Raw genomic sequence first — 23,694 nt, 5'->3', positions numbered from 1 at the left:
TGATTACGCTTTATAAAGTTTAACCGCACATTTTTTATAGTCTGTCTGTTTAGAGATCGGACATGTTGCATCTAGGCACACTTTGTTGATGAAAACTTTCTCATCAAACCAAGGAACATACACCAAACCTCTTGGTGTTCTGTTACGTCCACGAGTCTCAACACGTGCTTTACATGAACCTCTACGACTCTCGATCCAGATAAGCTCACCTTGTTTAAAGCCTTTGACTTTGGCATCTTCTGGGTGCATATAACAAAGTGCCTCAGGAACAGCACGGTAAAGCTCAGGTACACGCATTGTCATTGTACCACTGTGCCAGTGCTCTAACACACGACCCGTACTTAACCACATGTCATATTGAGCGTCAGGCATTTCACATGGATCCATGTAAGGTCTAAAGAAGATTTTCGCTTTATTTTTAAGAGAGAATGTCTCTTCGGTTGTTGGTTTTAAAAGATCGCCACGTTTGAGTGCTTTTGCAGCATCACCGTAGAATGCGAACTCACCGTTGTTTGCTTTAGCAGCATACGGATCGTACTTCGCATTAAAACGCCATTGTGTCTCTTTACCATCAACAACTGGCCATTTAAGTCCTCTTACTTTGTGGTAAGTGTCAAAGTCAGCCAAGTCATGTCCATGACCTGTACCAAACTGGCGGTACTCTTCCCAAATTGCTTTTTGTAAGAAGAAGCCATAGCCTTTCCACTCTTTACCATCACTACCCATAACGCCACGTTTGTCACCAAAGACTTCCGTGTTGTCAAAACCTTCACCGATAGGGTCTTTTGCTTTAAATGATTTAAAATAGTCATTGGCAAAAAGAACATCGTAAAGGGTATCGGTCTCTTTATAACCCATAGCTTTCGCCGCTTCGATAACGTTTGGTAATTTACCATCTTTAATCGGTTGCTCGCCCCATACATCAGCGATGGTAAAGCGTTTTGAAAGCTCAACCCATTGCCATGTATCGCTCATTGCGTCACCTACTGGGAGAACTTGTTGTTTCCATTGTTGTGTACGACGCTCTGCATTACCGTAACCGCCCCATTTCTCATAAATCATTGCTGAAGGCAAGATAAGGTCAGAAACTTTAGCTGAAATTCCAGGATACGCATCTGAACAGACGATGAAGTTACCCTCTTTACGTGCTGCTTTGATCCAGTGTTCAGCATTGGCTGTATCTTGGTATGGATTACAGACGTTAACCCATGCAAATTTAATTTTTCCACTCTCGATTTGTCTGTGGATAGCCATAATATGTTGGTAACCCATTGGGTTTAGTGTGCCCGCAGGTAGTTTCCAAACTTTTTCAGTTACTTCTCTGTGTTTAGGAATAGAAACGTCCATGTCGGCTGGAAGTCTGTGTGTGAATGTTCCCACTTCACGAGCCGTTCCACATGCACTTGGTTGTCCTGTTAGAGAGAACGCGCCATCACCTGGTTTTGCTTGTTTGCCAAGAAGGAAGTGCACCATGTACGCTTGTTCATTGACCCACGTACCGCGTTGGTGTTGGTTCATACCCATTGTCCAGAAACTGACTACTTTTCTACTTTTTTCGATGTAAAGGTTTGCAAGTGTTTGAAGTTTTGCTTTGAAATCTGCAAGGCTCTCATCTGGATTACCTTTTGCAATTTTCGCAACATAGTCAAGTGTATAAGGAGCAAGTCCTTTTTTGAAATCTTCAAAAGAAATTTCCCAGTGAACGCCTGCAGCTGCAGCTTTGTCCATTTTCATGGTATCGCCCGCTTTAACACCTAAGTGTGCAAGACCTGGAGCTTCTTTCTCAGAAATAACTTTTGCATCTTCTTTTTTGATAATTTCGATTTCTTTTTCAGAGTAGCCATTTTTACGAGCATCTGCTTCGGTTCTCATACCGTAACCGATGTTTGCAAAACCTGTTGCAAAGATGGTGTTTTTCTTAACAAAATCCCAATCAATTGCTTCTGGGTGATTGTAAACAATCTCACGAGCGATGTAGTTCCAAATCGCAAGATCCGTACTTGGAGAGAAGATAATCTCAGTATCCGCAAGGTCAGAACTTCTGTGCGTGTAGGTTGAAAGGTTAACCACTTTTACATTCGCATTGGAGAGTTTACGATCACTGACGCGTGACCACAAAATTGGGTGCATCTCAGCCATGTTCGCGCCCCATGTCACAATCGTGTCAGTGAGTTCGATGTCATCGTAACAGCCTGATGGCTCATCGATACCAAACGTTTGCATAAAGCCAGCAACCGCTGAAGCCATACAATGACGTGCATTTGGATCGATTGCATTCGATCTAAAACCTGCTTTCATAAGCTTAGATGCAACATAGCCTTCATGAATGGTGTATTGACCTGAACCAAAGACACCAATGGCTTCAGGACCACCCGCTTTCATCGCAGCTTTCATGTGTTTTTCCATCTCATCAAACGCACGTTTCCATGAAACAGGTTTGAATTGACCTTTTTTGTCAAACTCACCTTTGTCGTTCATACGTAAAAGTGGTTCTTTGAGACGGTCAGCACCGTACATAATTTTGGCATTGAAATAGCCCTTGATACAGTTAAGTCCACGATTTACTGGAGCTGCTGGATCACCTTTGACTGCGACAATTTTACCCTCTTTGGTCGCAACCATAATACCACAACCGGTACCACAGAAACGGCAAACGGATTTGTCCCAACGCCAACCGGCTTCTGCTTGCTCACCCGCAGCTTTTAGCTCGGCAGGTACGCTAATACCCACAGCAGCAGCAGCGCTCGCAGCGGCAGTTGTTTTTAGAAAGTCTCTTCTTGAAAGCGACATATTGATACCTCCTGATTTGAGTTACGAGGTCATTCTATCACTTAGCAAAAATCCAATCTATGACTTAAGTCAATACTTTAGTTTTATAAATTTAATTTTGTGGGGATTTTGGGTTTACATGTAAAATGCGATTGATTGATTTGTATGGGTTTAGGACAGAGAAAATACTATCTCTTTAATCTTATCTCTATAATTTATTAATGAATGCTCTTCCAAGCTGGCTACCTATAGCAATTACAGAAATTGTTTGATCAATATTTTCAACAAAGTCCTTGAGTTCAGATACCATAAATACGTTTGCTCTATCAAAGCTTTGTTCAATTTTTGGTAAACTACCCATCGTATCAATAAGAGATATAAATCCTTGGCGACCCTGCAAAGCAGATTTTTCTACCTCTGCTAAGGCATCAAGAAATTCTTCTAACTGTACTTTTGCATCACCTTCAACCTCTATATTACCACTAAGCATATACTCAAGGCTATTTTCAACATTTTTAAGTAGATATCTATATTTTTCATTATTAGGTTTTATGAATGAACTATATTTTTCCAAGTGTGTTGATAATTCTCTCACAATATCTCGTTTTTGTTTCGTTGTATAATTACCTGAAGTTATTTTTTTTGTAGTTTTCTCAATTTCTGGAGTTACCTCATCAGATAATTTGAATCCAACTTCTGCAATAATCTTACTTAAATCTGCAAATCCATCTTCAAGATTAACCCTATGGTCAAGTAAACCCATTTCACCATCAAGATTTTCAGGCATAACCTCATTTGATGTTATTGATAGTTCATTTGATTGACGATTAATATTTCCAAAATCTTTTACAGGATTACCAAAAGGAAGGTTACTTTTAAATGCTTCAGTAGCAAATTCAAATAACTCTTTTTTTGCTTTAGCCATTTTTACGAAATTTAGGCCATATCCAACCACTCTATATGAGCGTAAATCGAAAGGAAGTTCATTTATTGCTTGCGTTATCAAAATAACTTTTTTATCGAGAGCATGTGCAATACCTAATTCATAATAAACATTTGGATTTGAACCAGTGAGATCGGCAATAATCAAATCACTTGTTATAATCCCTTTAACAACATCACTCATTATATTGTTTTGGCTTTTTATATCATCTGCTCTTATAACAATATACCCAGCACGTTCTAATTCTTCAAAAATTAGATGTTTATAAACATCTTTAAATTCTTCAGCAAAGGGCATAAGAACAAACGCATTCAATTTTTTCAATGTAATCTCCGAGTATAGAGGTCAGGACTAATTTTTCAACTTTTACATGTAAAGCTAAGTCTATTGATAATTCTATCAAAATATTAAAGCAATCATTAAAGCAATTTAGGAAAATATAAAGATTAAGCAGTTACAAGAAGAACCAGTGGCATCTTTGTCACTGGTTTAAAAGGAAGCGTTAGAAAAGATTAAAACCTATACAAATTAGAATTTGTAGTTCGCTCTAAATCTCATTTCACTTGTATTTTTTGTAGATGCTGTTTCTACTTTACCATCTTCATACTCTAAAGAGAGTGTTAAACCTTTAACAGATGGAAGGTCGTAAGAAACTTGTGCTTCTAAATACGTAGACTCTGTATCAACACTTACACTATTCAATACTGTTACTAAAGCGCCAGCAGTATGTGTATTATGTGTATCTTGATTGATTTTGACATATTTACCTAAAGCTTTAAGTCCTGTAACACCCACTTTTGAGAAGTCATAGCCCACTTCGACTTTGTAGGCATCTGTATTTTCACCAGACGTTGCATCAAGCACCTTTGATCAGTGGAGCAGTCCATTTTCTGCTCCTGAAGAACAGATTAGTCACTCGATACGGTACTGTACTAGTTCACTAAAGCCAATACGCCCTTGGTATATAATTATGCCACCTTCAACATGGAAATTATCGAACGTCGTCGCATCTGTGTTCATAAGAACTGCTGCTTGGAACGCTTCTTTAATCATACGTGAATCAGAGCTATTAACCAATTGAACTTGCAATAAATTGACGACCCACTTTTGCCGTTTTGCAAAGCTATTTTCACGCTATGAACTTATTATAAAATTTTTCCGATAAAAGGTTTTGATATCTTTTACAAAAAAACACCAACTAAGGGGATGTTATGGCAGTAAAGATTACAGATATTTGTATCGCATGTGGAGCCTGTATTGATGAGTGTCCTGTGGAGGCTATTGTAGATGATAGCGATAACCCAACAGGGGCTGATGTGTATTATGTGTATGCAGACAAATGTGTTGAATGTGTAGGTCATCATGCATCACCTGCATGTATGGAAGCTTGTCCAACAGAAGGATGTATCGTTTTAGATGCATAATTCGTTGTGTTGTTAGTTTGACTTTCAGCGCAAACGATCTTCATCTCATAGGCACTTTTCTACGTGCTCATGCTAAGGCAGTTGAAACTGCCTTTTCGTTTACTTTAAAGTAACTCAAATGGTCATTTCTCTTTTTGTACACTAAAGAAGAATTTTCAATCTTTTAATAGGTGAAAAACATAGACTTCTTTCTAAATTTCTTGCCCTCTTCTCTCTCAGTTCATCTAAGAAAAAAGCATGTTTTTCACCCCACAAATATGCTAATTTTGCATAATAAATATGCTGAATTTGCACAATAAAAACCTCTTCGAAACTGAATTTACCATTAATATAACATGCCAATATTACTCACTTTGTGTGACATTTTATGACTTTATATTAATTTAAATTTAAATTTTGTAGTCTTATGTGTTTATAAAGATTAGTCTAAAAAATGTGATAAAAATTGTTCTTTTGAAGAGAATTTTTTCACCAGTCTGCTATTTGTTTTTCTGCATCATGCGACTCAATAAGACTCTATTGGTATAAATTTATTATTGATTATCATGCAAGTGATTGCCACAGAAAAGGGTATGTTTTGTAGCAATCACTTAATGGTTAAGCGATTGAAATTTTTAAGGAGGTGCTATATGAATGAGAGTAGACGTGGCTTTGTTAAAAAAGCTGCTCTTGTGAGTGCTGTCGCGACAGTGGGTGTTGTTGGCGTACACGCAAGTTCTTCTAAGAGTACAAACGGCGTTGTAAAAGGAAAGTCTCCTAAAAAAGAGATGACCTATACTAAAACACAGGCATGGGAAGATTATTATAAATCTGCTATGTAATTCAAAGAGGGGATATCGCGTATGGAAAGTACAACAGCGCGTGCTCTAACAACGACCGTAGGTCGTAGGTCTTTTCTCAAAATGGCAGCAGTTGCTGGTGCATTTGGCGCCACTTCGGGCTTTGCTAGTGAGAATGTGACAAGAGCCGCAACAGAGGAAGAGGTTAAAAACCCATTTCCTGGAAGTAAGAAAGTAAAAACCATCTGTACATCATGTTCAGTTGGGTGTGGTGTGATCGCAGAAGTTCACAACGGTGTATGGGTTCGTCAAGAAGTTGCTCAAGACCACCCAATTAGCCTTGGAGGACACTGCTGTAAGGGTGCAGATATGATCGATATGGTCAGATCAGAAGTACGTCTTAAGTACCCAATGGAAAAAGTAAACGGTCAATGGAAACGTCTCTCTTGGGATGAAGCCTTTAATCGCATTGCAACAAAACTAGCAGAAATTAAGAAAAAAGATGGTCCTGATGCAGCTCAATTCTTAGGCTCAGCAAAAATGAGCAATGAGCAAGCATACTACTTTAGAAAGTTTGCCGCGTTTTTTGGAACAAACAATATAGATCACCAAGCTAGAATCTGACACAGCTCCTCAGTCGCCGGTGTGGCGAATACATTAGGATATGGGTCTATGACAAACTCGTTTGGAGACATCCAAAATGCAAAATCTATCTTTATTATCGGTTGTAACCCTGCGGTTAACCACCCTGTAGGTTTTGGTCATATACTAAAAGCAAAAGAACGCAATAACGCAAAAATCATCGTTATCGATCCACGCTTCACCAAAAGTGCCGCAAAAGCAGACTACTTTGCACAAATTCGCCCAGGAACTGACATTCCGTTTGTATACGGTATGCTTAACATCATTTTCAAAAATGGTTGGGAAGATAAAAAATACATCGATGACCGTGTTTACGGTATGGATGAGATCCGAGCAGAAGCTGCTAAATGGACACCGGAAATTGTTGCGGATGTCACAGGCGTTTCAGCTGAAACTTTAATCGAAATTACAACCATTTACGCGAAAAACTCTCCGGGTACACTGCTATGGGCAATGGGTCTTACTCAGCACACCGTGGGTACTGGCAATACACGTATTGCTCCAATTCTTCAAATGGCACTGGGTTACATGGGTAAATCAGGTGGCGGTACGAACATTTTAAGAGGTCACGACAACGTTCAAGGTGCGACCGATATGGGATGTTTATCTGACACACTCCCGGGTTATTATGGTCTGGTTGAAGGCTCATGGAAATACTACGCACGTATGTGGGGCGTAGAGTACGACTATATCAAATCACAATTTAAAAATGTCGATTGGATGGGCAAACCAGGCTTTACCTTAGCCAGATGGTGGGCTGGTGTACTTGCTGGCAAACCAGGCGAAGATGCGATTGAAAATGCAGGTACAAATCTAAAAGCGCTTGTCGTTATGGGTTGTGGTATTACCTCAACGTCACAAAACCTCAAAATTCAACAAGGTCTTGATAATTTAGAGCTTTTGGTTATTGCCGATCCTTTCGTAAATGAAGCGGCTATTTTGACCAATCGAAAAGACAATCTTTTCATTTTGCCAAGTGCGACACAATTTGAGAGCAGTGGTACGGTTTCTGCAACCAACAGAAGTGCACAATGGCGTTATAAAGTGGTCGAGCCTCTGTATGAGAGCAAGCCCGATCAAGAAATTATGTTTGAACTTGCCAAGCGATTAGGTTTCTATGAAGAGTATACCCGCTCGATGATGATGCACCTTAAAAGTGATGGTTATCTTGAAATGACACCGGATAAAAAAACCTTCCAATGGCCTGAAGATGCGACCATTGAGATTTCTCGCACCCTTAGAACCATCGGTATGATGGGCTGGACACCTGAGAGAATTCAAAAACATACCGATAACTGGCATATGTTTGATGAGATCACGGGTGCTGGTAAAGGCGAGATGAAGGGCGAGTATTACGGTCTTCCTTGGCCTTGTTGGAGCGTTAAACATGGCGGTACACCAAACCTTTACAATGTTGATGTTCCAGTCAGTGAAGGCGGTATGGGCTTTAGAAATAACTTCGGTTTGGAAAAAGATGGCGTAAGCCTACTTTCGGGTAAAGGTTCTGCGCCTATTGGTTCAAAAGTCGATGGCGGATACCCTGAAATTACCAAAGAAAATATCGAATCACTTATCGGTAGAAAACTAAGCGATGCAGAAAAAGACCTCTGTGGTGCAAACTGGAAAACATGTACGAGCGGTAAATTGGTTGATTTAGCACTTGAAGCTGGCTTGACGCCATATGGTAACGCAAAAGCGCGTGCCGTTGTATGGACATTCCCAGATCGCATTCCTCTTCACCGTGAGCCGCTTTATTCACCACGTCCTGATTTGGTTGCCAAATACCCAACGTATGCCGATAAAGCAAACCATTTCCGTGTAACAACCAAGTATGCGTCTATCCAAAAAGAGAAAGACTATACCAAAGAGTTCCCAATCGTCATGACAACAGGTCGTTTGGTCACTATGATGGGTGCAGGTTTAGAGAACAGAGCATCAAAATACATTTGTGCGCTAACGCCTGAAATGTTCTGTGATATTCATCCGGACTTAGCCAGTAAACAGGGCATTAAAAACGGTCACATGATGTGGGTTCACTCACCTGCTGGCACAAAGATCAAAGTGAAAGCAAAGTACTCGTATTCGGTTCAACCCAATATGGTCTTCTTACCGTTCCACTTCGGTGGCTTTATGCAAGGTGTTGACATGACGGGCAATTTCCCAGCAGGAACAAAACCGTATGCAAGCGGTGAATGTGCCAATACGGTCGTAAGTTATGGTTATGACATCATTACGCAGATACCTGCATCTAAAGCGGGTTTATGCCGCGTTGAGAAAGCGTAGGAGGTGAATGATGGAAAACGCTAGAATGAAATTTTACTGCGATGAGAGCAGATGTATCGAGTGTGATGGTTGTAGCATTGCGTGTGCTGAAGCACATGAACTGCCAGCTGGAATTGCACGAAGAAAAGTGATTACGATTCATGAGGGTATTCCGGGTAAAGAAGTTTCGACTTCGATCGCATGTATGCATTGTACCGATGCTCCATGCCAACAAGTGTGCCCTGTGGATTGTTTTTACATCAGAGAAGACGGTGTTGTGCTTCACGATAAAAACAAATGTATCGGTTGTGGATACTGCTTGTATGCGTGCCCTTTTGGTGCGCCACAATTCCCAAGAGAGGGACTTTTTGGCTCAAAAGGAACAATGGATAAATGTACCATGTGCGCAGGTGGTCCTTTAGCGACCAATTCACACCACGAGTTTGAGCTTTACGGTCAAAATCGAATCGCTGAGGGCAAAGTACCCGTATGTGCGGCGATGTGTTCCACTAAAGCACTTCTTGTAGGCGATGCAGAATCTGTGTCCAATGTCATCAGAGCGCGTGTTGCAGCTCGTGGCGGAAAAGGTATGAGCTCATCTTATGGATGGGATAAAGCCTATAAAAACCAATGAAAGGAATAGCAATGAGAAAGTATGTTTACGCACTCATTGCGCTTCTAGGTTTAGCTACGGTGGCATTTGGTGCTACCGATAGCCAAATCTGGGGTGAAATGCGCATTCAAAATATTTTAGGATACGGACAAGAAGAGACGCTTAAATTGGGCGCTTGGTTTACTTTATTGCAGAGCAAATACTTTGCATGGGTCTTTTTAGGCGTTTTAGTGGGTGTGCCATCAGTCTTTTTCTTACACTATAAAATTGTAGGACAAAAAGTATTTCCACACAGCCATAATAAGCATTATGCCTTTAACCTATTCCATAGAACGATTCATCAAGTAGCAGCGGTAAGCTTTATGGTGATTATCCCTACAGGATTTATCATCGTTTTTGGTGACTTTTTTGGTGGTGGAACATTGGTAAGAATGGCAAAAAACCTTCATGGTATTTTTACGATTCCTTTTGCTATTGTCATTATTCCTATGGCGCTTATGTGGATTAAAGAGGCTATTTTCAATCTTGAAGATATCAAATGGTTCATGATCTTGGGCGGTTACCTTTCTAAGGAAAAACGCATTATCAATGCAACCCAATTTAACGCAGGTCAAAAAATGTGGTATTGGGTTTGTGTTCTTGGTGGCTTAGTGATGATCCTAAGTGGCGCAATGATGTTTTTCTTAGATTTCAAGATTGAGATGTTGCATAACCTTACGGGGCTTAGTCACATTGATATGTTACGCGCTTCTGCTATTGTTCATAACGTTATGGGCTTTATTTTAGTAGCGGTGTTCTTTACACATATTTATATGGCAGCGGTTGCGATTAAAGGTGCAATTCACAGCATCATCACGGGTTATGTTGAAGAAGAGGAAGTTAAGTTCCTTCACAATGCGTGGTATAAAAAGCTCAAAGAAAAAGGCAAGTTTTAACACGCTTGCATACTCATTTTGTCTCTCGAGACAGAAAAAGCGGTTTATGTACAAAGAAGAATTCCTTTAAAAAGGGTTCTTCTTTTTTTACACCTAGCACCTAGTGAGTGTGCTAATCGTTAAGCGTATTGCTCTGCATTTTATTTAAAATTTCCAAAGTCTTCGTAACGTCATAAAGAGCGTTATGATACTGCTCTTCATCAAAGTCTATCTGATAATACTGACACGTCTCAATCAGTTTTGGATTTTTGATAGCACCCCTAACATTGGTCGCTCTGACAATTTTTTTATTCTCTTTCATTGTGCAAAAATGCTTTTCAAAACAGACCAACGAGCCGATATGTCGTAATTCAAAGGCTATATTATGCGCTACAAGTGTTGTAGCATTGTGACAAAACGCGACAAAGTCCACATCATCTTCAAAGTACGCTTCATACGTAGCATCTTTTCGCAATCGTTTAAGCCTATCGGGGGAAAGTTTATGCACTGCTAGGGCATGAGGATTGAGCTCATATGCTGAGAAATAGTACCGATGGAAGGTATCAACCACGGTATATTCGTTCTTGATTTTCTGAACACGAAAGGCGGCTACTTCGATTACATCGTGGGTATTGGCAGAGTTTGTTTCAAAGTCTAAAATAATCACCGCTCCCCTTTATGCACATTAACACCAACAACATCTGTATTTGTCCCAAACAATGTCATCGCCTTTTATTTTATTGAATTCTCGTAACACTTTTCGATCAATCACAAACGTTTTATGGGTCGTTTCAAAAACAAATTCGTTCCCAAATTTTTCTTTTATGATATCCGCAAGCCCCACTTGAGGTAAAGAGCCATTTTTCTTTATTTCTTCTAGCATATAGCCAGCAACATCTTTGACGGTCATTATTATTTCCTTTTTTCCTTACCTTGTAAGTCTATTACATGATACAAAAAATATCATTAAAGAAGGAAAAATGAGCATGGAGAGAGAAGTATTAGAACATCTAAAAACAGTATAGACCATGCTATTGATGCGTGTGAAAGTGCTAACATAAGACAAGAACACAGTTTTTCTTTGAGAGAAATGCGCTCAAGACTAAATTTTTAACTTTTACCATCTATATTACCCTTTTTTCAGCAAAAATTCCCGTCCGACTTTCACCATCGGTACACCATCGTAAGCGATGATGTCGGCTGTGGCGCAGGTTTCACTCCATTTTTCGGGTAAAAATGAACCCGTGCCGATAATGTCGATGGGGGCTTTGGCACATGCCATAGCGTGGCATTTTTGTGGGGTAAAACCCGAAGAGGCGATGATGCGCACTTTGTGAAATCCTGCGTTATCCAAAGTCTCTCTCATGCTCCATATAGCCGCGGCTGAAACACCCATGCCGATAAGGTCGTGGAGTTCGGCTTCCGTGCGGTATTCGCGCAACGCATCAGGGGTGTGGCGTTCTAAAACTTGATAGCTTTTTTGTGTATCGAGCCCCTCTAAAAAACGTCCACCGTGCGTATCGAGGCGCACACCAACTTTTCCTTCATGGGCTAAGGTAGCAAATGCGTGACAGACTTCCAAAGTATCGGTGATTTCACGACCAAAATAATCCGCTAGTATAGGGAGATTTTCTTCGGGGAAACATTCATGGAACATTTGAGCTGCTTTAAGTGTTGAGCCTGCGTACCCAATGAGGGCATGAGGAACTGTGCCTAAGCCTTTTTCACGTCCAAAAAAATGCGCTGTCGCATCGGTTGCATTGCCTATAAAACCTGTAGCTTTTAGTTTGCGTTGCGCGGCACGTGAGCCAACCGATGCGCCATATGCCATCATCTCTGCCATCTCTGTACCTGCACAGTGGCGCGCATCCATGGCTAAAAAAGAGACCTGAGGTAGTGTTTCACACATCTGATACGCGTTATACGCGGCGATGCACGCCGAGCCTAACTTTTGTAAAATGAGCGTTTCGAGTTCCACCAAAAGCGCAAACGAGCCACTAAGGTACAGCAAAGGCTCACCTGCACCAACCCATTCGCCCTCTTCATGTGTTGTTTCGATGGTGACGCTAATGCCTCGATGTAGGGCTTGTGTTTGTATCCATTCAACCGCTAAACGATGAGCGGAGAGGACGGGACGACGCAAAAAGAAGGCGTAGGTGACCGCTTTGTCGCCAAAATGTTCAACGATGGTTTTGGTGTTAGAAAAGTATTTGTCGCTCCAAAAGGGAACGTCTGTAACGCTAGGTATTTGACTATTTTGCATACAGTTCCTTGAAAGCTTTAAGGCTAAATTTTATAAGCTATTATATCGAATAAAGTTCTTGCAAAATGCTGCAATACGCTTTTAAAGCAAATGAATTACCCCGTTGTGCAAGCAACGCCACAACTCTCAACACTCTCTCTTTTCACTGCTTTTATTTGCGGGGATTATTTTGGAGCATTTAGTTTAGGGATGTATTAAAGTAGCCTGTCCAACAGAAAGATATATTGTTTTAAATATGTAATTAAAATGAGGCAGTTTAAACTACCTCATCATTGTATAGTTATCCTATCTTTAAGAATTTTATGTATTTAACGATTTCCAAATAAAACTTTTGCAATTAAATCAACTTGTTTGTCTATCATAGGAAAGATTTTTGCTTTAAGTTTTTCATTATCTTCCGATGTTCTTTTAGCGATTGGCACTGACCAATGTGCATCTGAGTCAATTTTTTCACGTTGCCAAAGAATTTCTGCACGAACCTTCTTCTCACTGTCTTTAACAATTTTTTCACCATTGAGTGTATATATGTCTGTTTTACTACCAAACTCTACTCTTTGAGATGAAAGAGCTATAGTAATATCTGAGCCAAGCTCAACGATGCACTCTAAATTATGTTCTTTCATAGCATTGTATATTTGCTTATCATAAAGTTTTTCTGTCTTTCTACTTGCCTCAAGCATGAACTCGACAATGATCTCTTGTGTTAATTTTGGTTGTTTAAGTAAATCTAACTTATCAACTTCTCTTTGAAAAATAGTTCCCTTTGACTCAAAATTATCTATTTTTTTAACATTGGTATATTGACTTAATTTATTGATAGTCTGCAGTTCATATTGATTTTTAATCTGAACCATTTCAATGGATGCATTTTTATCAAGCTCCAAACTTACAATACCTATATTAGGTCGTTTTTTCAAATCTTCATCTGAAAAAACAGGTGCATTAAGAAGTTTATTTGCAACCATCATAGGTACACATGCTTGTACAGTAAATGCAATTACAATTAAACACATCATTTTTATAAAAAAAATTTTCTTCATTCAAAACCTTTTGTGTAATTTTTTATTTTTCTTATTCTAAAACTAATTTAAAATATCGGACACTCTTTCCCATAGCAATACTGGTTAAATTTCTTCTGATCGCATTTCGTTTCCATCAATGCCAAAAGCTTTACAGGCAAAAACTCTTCAGACAATGATGAAGCGATGTTAAGCGCTGTCCACACTTCTCTGTGACAACACCGTGCCGCTTCGTACTCAGCGATTTTCCCCAGTACAGCGTGCGTTACTTTTTGAGCCGTAGAACGTGCTTTTTTCGCCACGGGTGAAGACTCTAATACAATAGCAAAACCGATGCCAACACCGCTTGCCGCACCACAAATTCCTAAAAATCCACATGCGCCACCCATCATACTTGCACCTCGTAAAAGTGCTGTTTTAAGTGCATTTTCGGGAAGTTTTCCACCACTGTTTTTATAGGCGGTTACGATGATGGCAGGTACCATCGCATGATGTTCTGGCCCGTGTTTTGGGATGCTGGGGTGTTCTCGGATCTGCCTGAAAAGTTTGAGCATATCGCGCTCTTTGGATGTTTTGCAAATGTGTTCTATAACCGCTAAAGCTTCTTTGGCATGACACGCATCGCAGACATAATGACCCTCTTTACATGTAACACTATGGTGGCTTATATTTCCGCAGTAATAGCACGCTACTTCATTCGCAGTTGCGCCATAAACAAGCTCTGATGTGCAGACCATGCAGTTATGGCTCTGCTTTGGAGGGGAGAGACTAAAGGTGACTTTTGCCGTTGGTTTGGGGCTGAGCAAAAGGTTTGACTTGGATTCAGGAGGCGTGGCGCAGCAACAACTCTGCCCTTCTTGATTGCGCACAGCGCCATTCTCATCCAAGAGAAACACCTCACGCTCTAATAATTTTGCCAAAGCCTCGTCAATGCGTGTTTTTACCCCTTTAAAAAGAACGATGCCATTTTCCAAAGTAAGGCTTTCACCCACACCTTTATAGATGACATCAACCTGCTTTTGGCTCTCTGGTTTGCGTGCGACAAAAGTGAGCGAGTAAAAAGAATGTCCTTGCACTTCACGGTAAAAAAAGCGCTTCAAAAGCTCAACATTTTCAAAACCACTCTCACGAAGTAGCCCTAAAAGATGGGCTTGTGTAAGTGCTCCACCAATGCATTCACCGCTCAGTTTCGCATCGTTGCGAATAATAGCACTTGCCTCTTCATCGCAGATGACATCTGACACGACAAGCCTTCCACCTTTTTTAAGGACTCGAAAGATTTCAGAGAAAAGTTTGCGCTTGTGACTGGAAAGGTTGAGCACACAGTTGGAGGTGATGACATCAAAATGCTCTGCTTCAAACGGTAAGGTTTCAAGATAGCCTTTGGTAAAAGAGAGGTTGGTGTAACCCAAACCGTGTGCAACCTCTTCCGCCCCACTTCGTGCGATGGCAAGCATGGAGTCTAACATATCGACCCCCACGACACGTCCACTTTTCCCTACCAATTTGGAAGCGATAAAACACTCAATGCCTCTGCCAGAACCAAGGTCTAGCATCCATTCGCCCTGCTTTAGGTTTGCATCTAAGATAGGACTTCCACAGCCATACCCGCGAAAACGCAAATGCGTAGGAATGTGCGAAAGATACTGCTCTTCGTAACATGCAGGATTGAGGATGCTTTCCTTGTCTTCTAATGCCGCGTCATGGTAAAAGGCTTTCACAAGGCGCAACGACTCGCTCTCACCCGTGGCAAGCAAGCAGTTGGCATGGGTATGCGCCACGCCCTCATTGGCGCCACAACTCTGCAAGATGTCACCCATTTCAAGGCATAAAGCGGGTTGTAGAGGTAAAGACTCAAAACGCTTTGCCTCTTGTGTTATCAGCCATAGGGCAAGCTTTTCTAAAAGTGGTTCATACGGATCATCGCCCATAAAGGTTTTCGCATGGGCAAAACTGTGGTCTAAGTCGCCACCTCCAAGTAAAAAACGCAGTGGAGAGCTGAGCGATGTAACGGACTGTGACGCAATAGCCCGAGCTACAGGGCTTTCAAGCGCCTCAGCGATGCTTTCACCTTCCATCAAAAGCTCACCCTCACCGACCATTGCCGCACTGGGGTAAAAGTGCCCATCAAAGCCTAAGGCAAGCGAGTTTCTACCCGAACTTGAACCATCGTGTACGGTGCCTTTTGGAGCGAAGATTTGTGTTTTTAGCGCTTCAAAATTGTCGATAACAAGACCTAATTTTTGTGCTGTTTCATACGCTTTGATCAATGTATCAAAAAGAATTTCATTGGAAATCCCACCCTCGGTTTCGCCACGACCACGAGAAAAGTACCATAAAAAATGTAAATGCGATGCTCCAAGCTCACGTACCAACAACGTTATGGCATCTAAACTGAGTATGTTCAAAGGGTGCAAACAGACCGAAAGTGAAAAACGGTAGCCCTCTTTTTGAAGCCAAACGATGTTACTTTCAAGCTTCGCAAAACTTCCTTTGCCACGCAGAGTATCGTGCTCTTTTGGCAGACCATCAAGGCTGATTTGAAAGTGCAATCGCTCTTTTGAGAAGCTTTTACCTGCAAAGACTTTTTCAAGCAATACACCGTTGGTCAGTATAACAACTTCGCTTCCCTCATAACGTAAAATGTCTTCCACCAACGCAAGCAGTTCAGAATGCACCAACGGCTCACCCCCGCTGATAATAAAAAGCCGACAGCCCAGTGTATAGGCTTCATTGACATGCGAAACGATTTTTTCAAAACTAAGCGTGTCTTTTTCCATCGGAGAAGAGCTAAAAAGGCAGTGCGTACAACTGAGATTGCAACGATTGGTAAGGTGTATCCAAAACTCTTGAAGCGGTGTTTTTGAAAGAACTTTTGGCAAATAAACCAAAGGATTGGGACTTGAAATGCGATGTTTTAACTGCTCATAAGCAAGGCTTTTTTCCGCACTTTGCAAAAGGGCATCGGCATGTGAATTAGGCACAAACCAATCCGCACTATGGCGATGAACATAAATGGGACTCTCTTTAAAAACAATTCTCTGCCAATTATTTTTCATATGCTTCTAACCTCTTTTTGACACGTTGTTTTAAGACCATCGAAACCACAACAAGTACAACCAATAAACCAACCGAGATGTAAAATTCTTTGCTTCCAAAACTGAGCGATTGCGCACCGATGTTCGCATACACAAAAACACCCGGAAGCATTCCAAAGAGTGTTGCAAAGAAAAAATCGCGGTAGCGAATGGTTGAAAATCCTGCACTGTAACTGATGATGTTAAAGGGTACGATCGGGACAAGGCGCAACATCAAAATCATCACAAAGCCGTGCTTTTGAATGTTTTTATGAAAATTAACCAGTTTTTCATGGGCAAGCTTTTCGTGCATTTTAGTGCCATACAACCTCGCAAGGTAAAACGAAAGCGTGCCCCCACACAATGCACCTAAAACGATGTAAACACTGCCCCATGCAAAACCAAAAATAAGTCCACCTGAAAGTGCCAAGATGCCATCGGGAAAGAAAATGAGTGGTGCAAGCGTGAAAAGAACAATGAACATAAGCGGTGCATACATACCAAAGCTCTGAATAAACCTTTGAATCGCTTCAACTTGAGCATAAGAGAGTACGCCATTTTTGTAAAAGACGAACATCACAATGCCAAAAGCTAAAAAGAGCATGACTTTTTTTATGCTTTATCCTTTAAAGCGTCTATTTTTTGGCGTGAAGTAAAACGGTTGTACCATTTTTTAAGCGTGCCTTGCTCTTCTTGCTTCATTGAAAACGTAGGGTTAAAGATGAGATCGAGCAGATGCACGCCATTTTTGCCTCCATGGCTCATAGACTCAGCGCAACTTTGGCAGTAACTCACGATGCTCTCGCACGTTGTTTGGTGTGCTCTTGTTTTCATTTGTTCATACGCCAAAGACGGATGGCTCAGCTCCAACATGCCACCACTTCCACAGCAAAGCGTTCGCTCACGATTGAAGGTAAACTCTTCGTAAGGCAAACCTATTTGCTCTAAAAGTGCTCGAACATCGGCATGTATGACTTTTTCATAGCGTGTCGGGCAGGGATCATGCAGTGCCATTTTTGAGGCATTTGTGTAGCGATTTTTTGCCGTTTCAGGTAAGCCTATTTCACGTAACAGCGAATAAAGCGAAACGATCTTGATGTGTGGGGCATACGTTTTAAGGCTCATAAAACAGTTCTCACACGCAGTGACAACCGTGGTTGCACCCATCTTTGCAAGATCATTTTCAAGCTGAGAGTGGTACGTTTGAAACTGTGCCATGTCGCCCATCGCACGTGTCGGTGTGCCACAACATTGTTGGATGATACCCATACCTGAGCATTTGGATTGTAAATAGTTAAAAACGGTATGAACAAGGCTTGGAGAGTACGAGCTTAGCGCACATCCAGGCATAAATGCCATATGGGTGTACTCTCCTTTGGTAAACTTTTTTGTAGTAGAAAAAAGTTTTGAAAAACTACTTTTTTGGTGAAATATCACGCCACCATAGCCATACTTTTTCAACACTTTTTTATCTTCCGCATAGTTCTTTTTAGATGCAGTAAAAATCGCTCCAAAGTCAATGTCACGAGGACAGGTATGTGCGCAAAGCCCACAATTGGCACACGCAAATGCCATATCTGAAGTTGGAAGTTCCGTCGTGAACTTTATCAGCAATTTTTTAGGAGATATGGTAAAGCTGTACAGCATTGGACAGCCCTTCATACAGCACCTGCAATCTACACATTCACTCTCATAATCTTTAATTTTACGCTCCACGGTACACTCGCTTGATCAGGTACACCAAAATACTCACGGCAAACAAGCTCAGCAGTCCATATACCACCGTTTGTGCCCCACCCGTTAGCATTTCACCCACGTAAGAATAAACCAATGTTGCAGGCAGTTGTCCTATACCTGTGGCAATTAAAAACGCTCTAAGCCTCATCGAAGTCAGCCCTGCGGCGTAACTGACGACATCAAAAGAGACAAACGGCAAAAGACGTGCAATTAAAATCGCATAGGTACCATGCTTGTCAAAAAAAGCATCCACACTCTCAAGTGCTATTTTACTGGTGAGTTTTTCCACCACATCTCGCCCTAAAAATTTGGCAATGTAAAAACACAAGAGTGCCCCTACCATAGCACTAAACCATGAAAGAGCCGCACCCCATAACCAACCAAACAGTGCCGCATTGGCAAAGGTAATGAGAAATGCTGGCAATGGTGCCACAATGGCTTGAAAAACCATCAAAAAGAAAGAGATCAGCGGAGCCAATACGCCAAAAGAGAGAATGTACTCTTTGATCTTTTCGATGTCCAAACTTTGAAAAAGCGAAATCAAATCAAAAAAATAGTCTCTGCTTTGTGGACAGGTAAAAATGAGAGTAAGCACGACACCGCTTATGAGCAGTATCGCGATTTTAGAGGGGTTGAGCATTATTTTGCGATAACGTCACTAATTTTTTCTCTAGGCCAGCCTTCTTGACCATTTTTAAGGGTAAAGAGTTGCTCTTTTTTCAAACCTTTTTCAAGAAAAAAGTCATACGTTCTATCTGCACCACCCGCACCTCTTGGGCAGATAATAACCACTTTTTGATCAGGTTTGATGTTAGGAATAAGTTCTGCTAAACGTGCTTTTTCAGCATCTGTTTTGACAGGATACGCATAGGTAGCATGGGCACCTTGAAGATGCTCTTTTTCAAAACCTGGTTTTTCTTGAATATCTACGATAACCACTTTGCTTGCGTCTTCACGTACCAATTTTGCAGTCTCTTCTGCGGTAATATAATTGTAATTGCTAAAAATTCCCGCCATTAAGGCACCTTGGAAGAGTACCGTTAGGGCTGCGGCTCCAAATAGTTTTGTTACGTTCATTGTTTCTCCTTGAATTATGATTATTTGTCTAACACATCTTTGATTTTATCGCGTGGCCATTCGTATTGACCACCTTGGAGTGTAAAAAGTTGCTCTTTTTTAAGCCCTTTTTCCAAGTAAAAGTCGTACGCTCTATCCGCTCCACCACCGCCCTTTGGACAGATGATAATCACTTTTTGATTCGGTTGAATGGTAGGAATAAGTTCTGCTAAACGCGCTTTTTCATCATCCGTTTTGACGGGATACGCATAGGTTGCAAGTGCTCCTTTTAGATGCTCTTCTTCAAAATCACCCTTTTCTTGAATATCCACAAGCAGAATGGAAGAGGCGTTTTCGCGTATCAACTTCGCCGTTTCATCAGCTGTAATATAGTTGTATTTTGGGTTTGGTTTTACACTGCCGCCACATCCGATGAGTACTAAAACAACCAAGAAGTTGACACATAACGATGTGAGTTTCATTGAGACTCCTGAAAAAAATTTGCACGCAAAGTTATAAAATTGAGGTATCAAAAAAGCAGTCTCATGTCATTTTTGATGTACGCTTAAACCTTAAGCCATTACATGCATTTCATTGGTATGATAAACTTTTGCGACTTACAAAAAGGTTAACACGGTCAATGTTCTTTGACTGCTTTTGCTATAATAATATTTTACATGTAAGGAACGAAGCACGTGCAAACTGCAAATGATGTTATTCACTATATCGATACAACACCATCTTTAAACACTTTTTTTACAAAACCACCTTTGAATATCAATGAAATTGGCGATGGTAATTTAAATTTTATCTTTCAGGTACAAGATGCGAGCGGTGCATCACTCATTATCAAACATGCACCTCCGTACTTAAGACTTTTAGGGGAGAGTTTTCCACTACCACAAGAGCGTATTTGTGTTGAGATGCATACTATGAGCTATTTTCAAAAAATTGCCCCCTCATACACACCCAAGCTTTACCTTTGCGATGAAAAAGCTTTTGTGCTGGCGATGGAGTATCTTGAGGGGTATGAACTGCTCCAAAGTGCGCAACTGAAACAAACCATAGACCTGCATCTATACGCAAAATTAGGCGATTTTTTAGCACGACTTTACAAACATGCACCACGTCATATGGAAGAAGGCTATTATGAAGAGGCTACGTTAAAAAGCATCAGTGAGCATTACATCTTTCGCTATCCTTACATCCAAGACCACCCTGCCCTTGTTGTGCCTGATTTTTTTACACCTCTGTCCAAAAGTGTACTTTTTCACGAAAATCTACAAACGCTTTTAGAGCTTTTTTTAACACACAAAGAAGCCCTCATTCATGGTGATTTGCATACAGGTTCCATCCTCATAAAAGATGCTAATATCGCTATTATTGACGCTGAATTCTCTTTTTTTGGTCCCCTTGGATTTGACATAGGTACGCTTTTAGCACACATCCTTTTTGGTGAAATTTACGCACTTTATGAACATAAAACACTTCATTATCGAAGCTCTATTCGTACACTTTGGCACTATTTTGAGCACCAAAGTGCCCCAACACCGCTTCCTCTGTTACAACAGAGTGTTGGCTTTTGTGGGGCAGAACTTTTTCGTCGTTTGGTTGTACCAGCTAAAGCGAAACCCCTTGAATCCATTAGTACAGAAAACGGAAAAGAAAACGCTTATAAGCTGTGCGAAAAACTCAGCATTGAACTGATTGAAAACTTTCTACGGGTAAAGTCTTTGGAAGATTTTATGCTCATTTTGGAAAAACATTTATGTCTCGAAACGCATTAATTTATTTTATGAAAGCCCCTGTGGTTGGGCGTGTAAAAACACGCCTTGCTCAAAGCATTGGGGGTGATTATGCCGCCACACTTTACCGCATGATGTGCAGGCATCTGCTCTGCGTCAAACTACCACAAGACACCGATGTTATCATCGCTTATGACGATGATTTGCATGCGCATTTACCCACTTATGTGAAACGGAAGCAGTTTTTTTTCCAAAGTTCAGGCGATTTGGGTGAACGCATGTACGATGCGTTTCAAAATGTTTTTTCTCAAAATTATCAAAGGGTCATTCTTGTTGGCTCAGACATTCCCGACATCACAGAAGAGATTTTACAAAAAGCCTTAACGCTACTGTACAAAAACAATGCCGTCCTCTCCCCCACACGTGATGGAGGTTACTACCTTATTGGATTTCAAGCAGATTCTTTTTGTCATAAGCCATTTCAGGGCATCACCTACAGTAAGGAGGATGTTTATGAAAAAACACTTGCAAAGATGCATCATCTCAAAGTCGCTAAAACGAAAATGCTTCGTGACATCGACACACTGGATGATCTACGTGCTTTTGCCTCCAAAAGCTCAGACACGCCCTTAAGCTATTATGCGCAAAGTCTTTTAAATATACTTCCTCGCATCAGCGTCATTATTCCCGTCTTCCATGAAGATGAAACCCTTTTGAAAACCATAACGCACTTGCGAACCAATGCTCACCTAGAAAATTACGAAATTATCATCGTCGATACGCATGAAAAAACGACGGTCAATCGTCTGCGCTTGGACGAGGTACGACTTGCGTTTGCGCCCAAAGGAAGGGCATCTCAGATGAATGAAGGTGCGCGTATAGCCCAAGGGGATGTTGTGCTCTTTTTGCATGCAGACACCCTTGTACCCCACCACTGGGACACACTCACCCTGCAAGCATTAGATGTCAAAAAAGTAGGGGCATTTTCCTTTGGCATCAACGATCCGCATATCGCGCTTTCTTTCATTGAAACCATGGCAAATTTTCGATCATTCATCACCAAAATTCCGTATGGCGATCAAGCACATTTTTTTGAAACAACCTTTTTTAGGGAACTGGGAGGTTACGCTCAAATCCCTCTTATGGAAGACGTAGAGATCATGAGGCGACTGAAAAAACAAGGTCACAAAGTCGCTCTTTTAAAGCCAAAAGTTTTGACATCCTCCAGAAGATGGCACAAAGAAGGCATTGTTTATACAACACTTCGCAACCGTATCGTGAGTTTTTTATATTGGATAGGTGTTGAGCCAAAACATTTAATCAAACACTATAAACCTCATCAAAACTAAATTCTGTATAATAGACTTTTTGTCTAATTTAAAACTTTAGGAAAGTCATGTTACACGGTATCTTAACCCTTTTACTCTTCCAATTTGTCGGAGAGTGCATCAGTAAACTTTTTGAACTCAAAATTCCTGGCGCCATCATCGGCATGGTATTGCTTTTACTTTTTTTAGTGGTACGAAAAGGGAGCTTTCATGCGCTCGATACCTCTGTTTTTTGGCTATTGCGCTATTTGCCGCTTTTCATCATCCCCGCAGCCGCTGGTATCATCACACAATTTGGAACTATCTCCAACGAACTTTTTGCCATCCTCGCATCGCTCATTTTTGGGACGTTTATAGCCTTAGCATTCAGTGTGAAGCTTATGGATATTTTGATCTCACGCAAGGAGAACAAATGAATGTTGATGCGCTCATCGCTTATGTGATGAATACACCTTTATCGTGGATTATGATCACCATCAGTGCCTATAAAATCGGCATACTCATTTATGAAAAAAGTGGCAAACACTCTTTGCTACAACCCATTGTCATCGCATACATCATTATGCTTCCCATTCTTATTTTTGCTCAAATTCCTTATAAACAGTACTTTGACTCTGTTTTTATTCTTCACTTTTTTTTAGGACCTGCAACGGTTGCGTTGGCACTTCCTTTGTATAAAAATCTTAAATTGATTCGTGCTTATTTTATGCCTATCCTCGTGACTCTTTTTGTGGGTGGTACGTTTACGATTTTAAGCGCTGTTGGTATTTTGTGGCTTTTTGGTGCTTCAAAAATTACGATGCTCTCTATGACAACAAAGTCTGTCACCGCACCTATTACGCTGATTACCGCACATGACATTGGCGCGAATGCTGCTTTAGCCATTGGATTTGTGGTAATCACGGGGCTTTTGGGAGCGTTGTTTGGTACATTTGTGTTTAAACTGCTACGCATCAAACATGACGCAGCAAAAGGGTTTGCGTTGGGGCTTATCTCTCATGCAGTAGGAACAGCAAGAGCTTTTGAGATCAGTGAAAACGCTGCGGCATTTTCGGCATTAGCCATGGGGTTAGTCGGTGTATTTATCGCCATTGCGTTGCCGATTGTAATTGGGTTTTTATAA

23 protein-coding genes are annotated in these 23,694 nt (G+C 40.9%); 9 read left to right on the top strand and 14 right to left on the bottom strand.

Annotation, left to right across the window (positions count from 1 at the left end; genetic code table 11):
• Positions 1–3 precede the first annotated feature (3 nt).
• The 4 genes from napA to V7Q04_RS03895 form a co-directional block, all read right to left on the bottom strand.
• Positions 4–2,790, bottom strand: a complete 2,787-nt coding sequence (gene napA, locus V7Q04_RS03910) for a nitrate reductase catalytic subunit NapA (RefSeq protein WP_333803596.1) — start codon at positions 2,788–2,790, stop codon at positions 4–6.
• Positions 2,791–2,977: 187 nt separating this feature from the next.
• The gene (locus V7Q04_RS03905) at positions 2,978–4,036 is read right to left on the bottom strand and encodes a hypothetical protein (RefSeq protein ID WP_333803595.1); all 1,059 of its coding nucleotides are present in this window, start codon (positions 4,034–4,036) and stop codon (positions 2,978–2,980) included.
• 204 nt (positions 4,037–4,240) lie between these two features.
• Positions 4,241–4,576 carry a hypothetical protein gene (locus tag V7Q04_RS03900; RefSeq protein ID WP_333803594.1) on the bottom strand — a complete coding sequence of 112 codons (336 nt, stop codon included), beginning with the start codon at positions 4,574–4,576 and terminating at the stop codon, positions 4,241–4,243.
• A gap of 48 nt (positions 4,577–4,624) precedes the next feature.
• Positions 4,625–4,801, bottom strand: coding sequence for a hypothetical protein (locus tag V7Q04_RS03895; RefSeq protein WP_333803593.1), 177 nt, complete (start codon positions 4,799–4,801; stop codon positions 4,625–4,627).
• Positions 4,802–4,923: 122 nt separating this feature from the next.
• Here V7Q04_RS03895 and V7Q04_RS03890 point away from each other — a divergent pair, with 122 nt between their 5' ends.
• From V7Q04_RS03890 to V7Q04_RS03870, 5 genes are all read left to right on the top strand, one after another.
• Entirely contained in the window at positions 4,924–5,136 is a 213-nt protein-coding gene (locus V7Q04_RS03890; protein WP_333803592.1) for a 4Fe-4S dicluster domain-containing protein, read from the top strand.
• 629 nt (positions 5,137–5,765) lie between these two features.
• Positions 5,766–5,957 (top strand): twin-arginine translocation signal domain-containing protein, encoded by a 192-nt coding sequence (locus tag V7Q04_RS03885; protein WP_333803591.1) that lies wholly within the window; start codon positions 5,766–5,768, stop codon positions 5,955–5,957.
• A 21-nt stretch (positions 5,958–5,978) separates the two neighbouring features.
• A complete protein-coding gene (locus V7Q04_RS03880) occupies positions 5,979–8,840 on the top strand; it encodes a formate dehydrogenase subunit alpha (protein ID WP_333803590.1) in 2,862 nt (953 codons plus the stop codon).
• Between the two features lie 7 nt (positions 8,841–8,847).
• On the top strand, positions 8,848–9,453 hold the full coding sequence (gene fdh3B / locus V7Q04_RS03875; RefSeq protein WP_333803589.1) for a formate dehydrogenase FDH3 subunit beta: 606 nt from the start codon (positions 8,848–8,850) through the stop codon (positions 9,451–9,453).
• 11 nt (positions 9,454–9,464) lie between these two features.
• Positions 9,465–10,367, top strand: coding sequence for a formate dehydrogenase subunit gamma (locus tag V7Q04_RS03870; RefSeq protein ID WP_333803588.1), 903 nt, complete (start codon positions 9,465–9,467; stop codon positions 10,365–10,367).
• A 112-nt stretch (positions 10,368–10,479) separates the two neighbouring features.
• Here the strand turns inward: V7Q04_RS03870 and V7Q04_RS03865 are convergent, their stop codons facing one another.
• The 10 genes from V7Q04_RS03865 to V7Q04_RS03820 form a co-directional block, all read right to left on the bottom strand.
• Entirely contained in the window at positions 10,480–11,013 is a 534-nt protein-coding gene (locus V7Q04_RS03865; protein ID WP_333803587.1) for a 3'-5' exonuclease, read from the bottom strand.
• A gap of 18 nt (positions 11,014–11,031) precedes the next feature.
• On the bottom strand, positions 11,032–11,256 hold the full coding sequence (locus V7Q04_RS03860; RefSeq protein ID WP_333803586.1) for a DUF6953 family protein: 225 nt from the start codon (positions 11,254–11,256) through the stop codon (positions 11,032–11,034).
• A gap of 219 nt (positions 11,257–11,475) precedes the next feature.
• Entirely contained in the window at positions 11,476–12,609 is a 1,134-nt protein-coding gene (locus tag V7Q04_RS03855; RefSeq protein WP_333803585.1) for a nicotinate phosphoribosyltransferase, read from the bottom strand.
• A 308-nt stretch (positions 12,610–12,917) separates the two neighbouring features.
• A complete protein-coding gene (locus tag V7Q04_RS03850) occupies positions 12,918–13,649 on the bottom strand; it encodes a hypothetical protein (RefSeq protein ID WP_333803584.1) in 732 nt (243 codons plus the stop codon).
• Positions 13,650–13,696: 47 nt separating this feature from the next.
• The gene (locus V7Q04_RS03845) at positions 13,697–16,687 is read right to left on the bottom strand and encodes a DUF5714 domain-containing protein (protein ID WP_333803583.1); all 2,991 of its coding nucleotides are present in this window, start codon (positions 16,685–16,687) and stop codon (positions 13,697–13,699) included.
• Positions 16,677–17,309, bottom strand: coding sequence for a TVP38/TMEM64 family protein (locus V7Q04_RS03840; protein ID WP_333803582.1), 633 nt, complete (start codon positions 17,307–17,309; stop codon positions 16,677–16,679). The genes V7Q04_RS03845 and V7Q04_RS03840 overlap by 11 nt, the downstream gene beginning before the upstream one ends.
• Before the next feature lie 8 nt (positions 17,310–17,317).
• Positions 17,318–18,421, bottom strand: a complete 1,104-nt coding sequence (locus V7Q04_RS03835; protein WP_333803581.1) for a (Fe-S)-binding protein — start codon at positions 18,419–18,421, stop codon at positions 17,318–17,320.
• The gene (locus tag V7Q04_RS03830) at positions 18,411–19,037 is read right to left on the bottom strand and encodes a TVP38/TMEM64 family protein (RefSeq protein ID WP_333803580.1); all 627 of its coding nucleotides are present in this window, start codon (positions 19,035–19,037) and stop codon (positions 18,411–18,413) included. The genes V7Q04_RS03835 and V7Q04_RS03830 overlap by 11 nt, the downstream gene beginning before the upstream one ends.
• A gap of 44 nt (positions 19,038–19,081) precedes the next feature.
• On the bottom strand, positions 19,082–19,519 hold the full coding sequence (locus tag V7Q04_RS03825) for a rhodanese-like domain-containing protein (protein WP_333803579.1): 438 nt from the start codon (positions 19,517–19,519) through the stop codon (positions 19,082–19,084).
• A gap of 20 nt (positions 19,520–19,539) precedes the next feature.
• Positions 19,540–19,980 (bottom strand): rhodanese-like domain-containing protein, encoded by a 441-nt coding sequence (locus V7Q04_RS03820; RefSeq protein WP_333803578.1) that lies wholly within the window; start codon positions 19,978–19,980, stop codon positions 19,540–19,542.
• Positions 19,981–20,193: 213 nt separating this feature from the next.
• Here V7Q04_RS03820 and V7Q04_RS03815 point away from each other — a divergent pair, with 213 nt between their 5' ends.
• Genes V7Q04_RS03815 through V7Q04_RS03800 form a run of 4 tightly spaced genes read left to right on the top strand, consistent with a single transcriptional unit; the run spans position 20,194 to position 23,694 of the window.
• Positions 20,194–21,285, top strand: a complete 1,092-nt coding sequence (locus V7Q04_RS03815; RefSeq protein ID WP_333803577.1) for a phosphotransferase — start codon at positions 20,194–20,196, stop codon at positions 21,283–21,285.
• Positions 21,267–22,592: a TIGR04283 family arsenosugar biosynthesis glycosyltransferase gene (locus V7Q04_RS03810; protein ID WP_333803576.1), complete on the top strand. Its 1,326-nt coding sequence runs from the start codon at positions 21,267–21,269 to the stop codon at positions 22,590–22,592. The genes V7Q04_RS03815 and V7Q04_RS03810 overlap by 19 nt, the downstream gene beginning before the upstream one ends.
• Before the next feature lie 47 nt (positions 22,593–22,639).
• Positions 22,640–22,987 carry a CidA/LrgA family protein gene (locus V7Q04_RS03805; RefSeq protein ID WP_333803575.1) on the top strand — a complete coding sequence of 116 codons (348 nt, stop codon included), beginning with the start codon at positions 22,640–22,642 and terminating at the stop codon, positions 22,985–22,987.
• Positions 22,984–23,694 carry an LrgB family protein gene (locus tag V7Q04_RS03800; protein ID WP_333803574.1) on the top strand — a complete coding sequence of 237 codons (711 nt, stop codon included), beginning with the start codon at positions 22,984–22,986 and terminating at the stop codon, positions 23,692–23,694. The genes V7Q04_RS03805 and V7Q04_RS03800 overlap by 4 nt, the downstream gene beginning before the upstream one ends.

The organism is Sulfurospirillum sp. (assembly GCF_036802865.1).
Taxonomy (GTDB): domain Bacteria; phylum Campylobacterota; class Campylobacteria; order Campylobacterales; family Sulfurospirillaceae; genus Sulfurospirillum.
Note: the sequence above shows the minus strand (reverse complement) of the source record. Positions and strands in the feature narration are given on the sequence as shown.

Coding starts and splice junctions, on each gene's coding strand:
- napA (WP_333803596.1), bottom strand. CDS start 2,790: ATGTCGCTTTCAAGAAGAGACTTTCTAAAAACAACTGCCGCTGCGAGC.
- V7Q04_RS03890 (WP_333803592.1), top strand. CDS start 4,924: ATGGCAGTAAAGATTACAGATATTTGTATCGCATGTGGAGCCTGTATT.
- V7Q04_RS03885 (WP_333803591.1), top strand. CDS start 5,766: ATGAATGAGAGTAGACGTGGCTTTGTTAAAAAAGCTGCTCTTGTGAGT.
- fdh3B (WP_333803589.1), top strand. CDS start 8,848: ATGATGGAAAACGCTAGAATGAAATTTTACTGCGATGAGAGCAGATGT.
- V7Q04_RS03870 (WP_333803588.1), top strand. CDS start 9,465: ATGAGAAAGTATGTTTACGCACTCATTGCGCTTCTAGGTTTAGCTACG.
- V7Q04_RS03860 (WP_333803586.1), bottom strand. CDS start 11,256: ATGACCGTCAAAGATGTTGCTGGCTATATGCTAGAAGAAATAAAGAAA.
- V7Q04_RS03855 (WP_333803585.1), bottom strand. CDS start 12,609: ATGCAAAATAGTCAAATACCTAGCGTTACAGACGTTCCCTTTTGGAGC.
- V7Q04_RS03850 (WP_333803584.1), bottom strand. CDS start 13,649: ATGAAGAAAATTTTTTTTATAAAAATGATGTGTTTAATTGTAATTGCA.
- V7Q04_RS03845 (WP_333803583.1), bottom strand. CDS start 16,687: ATGAAAAATAATTGGCAGAGAATTGTTTTTAAAGAGAGTCCCATTTAT.
- V7Q04_RS03840 (WP_333803582.1), bottom strand. CDS start 17,309: ATGCTCTTTTTAGCTTTTGGCATTGTGATGTTCGTCTTTTACAAAAAT.
- V7Q04_RS03825 (WP_333803579.1), bottom strand. CDS start 19,519: ATGAACGTAACAAAACTATTTGGAGCCGCAGCCCTAACGGTACTCTTC.
- V7Q04_RS03820 (WP_333803578.1), bottom strand. CDS start 19,980: ATGAAACTCACATCGTTATGTGTCAACTTCTTGGTTGTTTTAGTACTC.
- V7Q04_RS03810 (WP_333803576.1), top strand. CDS start 21,267: ATGTCTCGAAACGCATTAATTTATTTTATGAAAGCCCCTGTGGTTGGG.
- V7Q04_RS03805 (WP_333803575.1), top strand. CDS start 22,640: ATGTTACACGGTATCTTAACCCTTTTACTCTTCCAATTTGTCGGAGAG.
- V7Q04_RS03800 (WP_333803574.1), top strand. CDS start 22,984: ATGAATGTTGATGCGCTCATCGCTTATGTGATGAATACACCTTTATCG.